This window comes from Reyranella sp., from assembly GCF_050185545.1.
Taxonomy (GTDB): domain Bacteria; phylum Pseudomonadota; class Alphaproteobacteria; order Reyranellales; family Reyranellaceae; genus Reyranella.
In genome coordinates this window covers 1-3,025 of sequence record NZ_JBFWZI010000357.1, presented here as the reverse complement: position 1 = coordinate 3,025, position 3,025 = coordinate 1, and the positions used below count along the sequence as shown (strand labels likewise).

The window sequence follows — 3,025 nt, the reverse complement described above, 5'->3', positions numbered from 1 at the left end:
CGGCATTGCGGCCGCGTGGCCTCACCACCTACTCGACCTCGAAGGCCGCCGTGATCGGTCTCACCCAAGCGATGGCGGTCGATCACGGCAAGGACCGCATCCGCGTCAACTGCATCTGCCCCGGCCCCGTCTACACGCCGATGGTCTATGCCCGCGGCAACGGCATGAGCGAGGCTGCCCGCGCAACCCGCGCCAAGGCCTCGGTGCTGAAGATCGAGGGCACCGGCTGGGACATCGGCCACGGCGTGCGCTTCCTGATGTCGAACCACGCCCGCTACATCACCGGCCAGGTACTGGTGATCGACGGCGGCGTCACGCTGCAGGGACCCGAGCGCGACTCCGAGACCCACTAGCGGCGGCTGTGCCGCCGACTCACGAAGAAGGAACAAGCCGCAGATAAACACAGATGAGATGATGACATGACTGTCGACGGCAGACGTCTCCCCTCAAGCATCTGCGTGCATCTGTGGCTGAATTCTTCTGCGACTGAACAATCAAACGAGATTTGATCCAGGAGGAAGAATGGCCCGTCTACCCTATCTCGAGCCCGACCAGGTCGCGCCCGAGTATCGCGACATGCTGAAGCGCAACACCAACCTGCACAAGCTCCTGGTCAACTCGCCCGACATGGCGCGCGCCTTCAACGGCGTGGGCAACTTCATCCGCTTCAAGAGCAGGCTCGATCCGCGCCTGCGCGAGCTCGCCATCCTGCAGGTCGGCTGGATGGAGCGTTCGGAGTACGAGTTCACCCATCACGTCAAGATCGGCCGCGAGTTCGGCGTCACCGATGCCGACATCGAAGGCCTGATGGCCGAGACCGAGGGCAAGCCCAGCAAGCTCGAGCCGCTCGCCAGGGCGATACTCAAGGGCGCCCGCGAGATGGTGCGCGACATCGGCATGTCCGACGCGACCTTCGCCGAGATCAGGCAGCACCTCAGCGACGAACACATGACCGACCTGGTGCTGACCATCGCTTTCTACTGCGCCGTGGTGCGCGTGCTGGCGACCATGAAGATCGACAACGAGCCCTACTACAAGGAAGTGCTCCAGCAGTATCCAATTCCGGGAGTGAGCTGACATGCGCCTGAAAGATCGCGTCGCCATCGTCGTTGGCGCGGGCCAAAGCCCCGGCGAGGGCGTCGGCAACGGCCGCGCCACCGCACTCACCTTCGCGCGCGAGGGCGCCAAGGTGCTGTGCGTCGATCACAACCTCAAGAGCGCCGAGGAGACGGTGGCGCTGATCGGCCGGAACCAGGGCACCGCCGTCGCCTTCCGCGCCGACGTCACCCGGGAGGCGGAGCTCAAGGCCATGGCGGCCGACGCGCATGCCCGCTGGGGTCGCATCGACATCCTGCACAACAATGTCGGCGTCTCGATCTCGGGCGGCGATGCCGAGCTGCTCGACCTCACCGAGGAAGCCTACGACCGCTGCATGGCGATCAACCTCAAGGGCACCATCCTCGCCTGCAAGCACGTGATCCCGATCATGCGCGAGCAGAAGAGCGGCGCCATCGTCAACATCTCCTCGATGGCCGCGATCACGACCTATCCCTACGTCGCCTACAAGGCCAGCAAGTCGGCGATGATCGCCTTCACCGAGCAGCTCGCCTACCAGAACGCCAAATACGGCATCCGCGCCAACGTGATCCTGCCCGGCCTGATGAACACGCCGATGGCGGTCGACACGCGCGCCCGCGAGTTCAAGAAGACACGCGCCCAGGTGGAGGCCGAGCGCGACGCCAAGGTGCCGCTGCGCGGCAAGATGGGCACCGGCTGGGACGTCGCCAACGCCGCCCTTTTCCTGGCGTCCGACGAGGCGAACTTCATCACCGGCGTCACCCTGCCGGTCGATGGCGGCGCCAGCGTCCAGACGGGCTGAGACCCGTGACGACGGTCATCCACAACGCGGCGATCGTCACCGTCGACGATCGCGACAGCGTGCACTATGGCGGCGCGATTGCGATCGAAGGCGATCGTGTGGCCGCGGTGGGACCGAGCGCCGAGCTGCTGGCCCGCTACCCGGCGGCCGAGAGGATCGACGGCACCGGCAAGATGGTCATGCCGGGCTTCGCCAACGTCCATACGCACTTCACCATGACCCTGGCGCGCGGCGTGTTCGAGGATCTCTCACCGCCGCACAAGCCGCCTTTCTCGGGCGGCCTGTCGCCGATCCCGCTGCCTGCGATGACACCGGACGAGCGCCGTACCATGGCGCTGCTCGGCGCGCTCGAGGCGCTGCGCAGCGGCACCACGCTGGCGCTCGAGGATTCCACCAACGTCGACGACTATGCCGGTGCCCTGGCCGACACCGGCATGCGCTTCCTGCTGGGCGAGCGGGCCTACGACCGGGTCGGCACCGAGATCGGCGATCCCGCGCCCTATCAGCTCGATCGCGCGCTGGGCCAGCGCCATCTCGGGATCATCGAGGACACCTTCAACAAGTGGAACGGCAAGGCCGATGGCCGCATCCGCATCGCCGTCTCGGCGTGGGCGCCCGACATGTGCTCGCCTGAGCTGTTACAGGACCTGCGCGCCTTGCAGCAGAGGCTGGACACCTGGGCGACCATCCACCTCAACCAGATCTGGGGCGAGGTCGCCGCGGTCAAGGCGCATCGAAATCGCCTGCCGACCGAGTACCTGGCGGATCTCGGCTTCCTCAACGACCGACTTGTGTGTGCCCACTGCCGCTGCATGGAGCCCGGCGAGGAGAAGATTCTGGGCAAGGCCGGCGTCACCGTCTCCTTCAATGCCGCCATCGCCGCCCGCCGCGGTCTCAGCCCGCGCATCGCCGACCTCGAGGCCTACGGATGCACCATCGCCATGGGCAGCGACAACATGGCGGAGGACATGGTCGAGGTACTGCGCACCGGCCTGTTCATGGAACGCATCCGGCGCGAGGACGGCCGCAACCCGACACCCGAGCACGCCCTGCGCTGGGCGACCCGCAACGGCTATCGCGCGCTCGGCATCCCCGACGGCGGCTGGCTGGCGCCCGGCAACAAGGCCGACCTGATCATGGTCGACC

4 protein-coding genes are annotated in these 3,025 nt (G+C 66.6%); all 4 read left to right on the top strand.

What is annotated here, in order from left to right; all coding sequences use genetic code 11:
* Positions 1 to 353: SDR family NAD(P)-dependent oxidoreductase (locus AB7O82_RS37975; protein WP_428544570.1), on the top strand; the 353-nt coding region annotated here is incomplete at its 5' end.
* Positions 354 to 522: 169 nt separating this feature from the next.
* Positions 523 to 1,077 (top strand): carboxymuconolactone decarboxylase family protein, encoded by a 555-nt coding sequence (locus tag AB7O82_RS37970; protein WP_428544573.1) that lies wholly within the window; start codon positions 523 to 525, stop codon positions 1,075 to 1,077.
* A 1-nt stretch (position 1,078) separates the two neighbouring features.
* On the top strand, positions 1,079 to 1,879 hold the full coding sequence (locus AB7O82_RS37965; protein WP_428544576.1) for an SDR family NAD(P)-dependent oxidoreductase: 801 nt from the start codon (positions 1,079 to 1,081) through the stop codon (positions 1,877 to 1,879).
* 5 nt (positions 1,880 to 1,884) lie between these two features.
* Positions 1,885 to 3,025, top strand: a 1,141-nt coding sequence (locus AB7O82_RS37960; RefSeq protein WP_428621926.1) for an amidohydrolase family protein, incomplete at its 3' end; no start/stop codon positions are given.

Excerpts from the sequence above, each read along its gene's own strand:
- AB7O82_RS37970 (WP_428544573.1), top strand. The coding sequence starts at position 523 with ATGGCCCGTCTACCCTATCTCGAGCCCGACCAGGTCGCGCCCGAGTAT.
- AB7O82_RS37965 (WP_428544576.1), top strand. The coding sequence starts at position 1,079 with ATGCGCCTGAAAGATCGCGTCGCCATCGTCGTTGGCGCGGGCCAAAGC.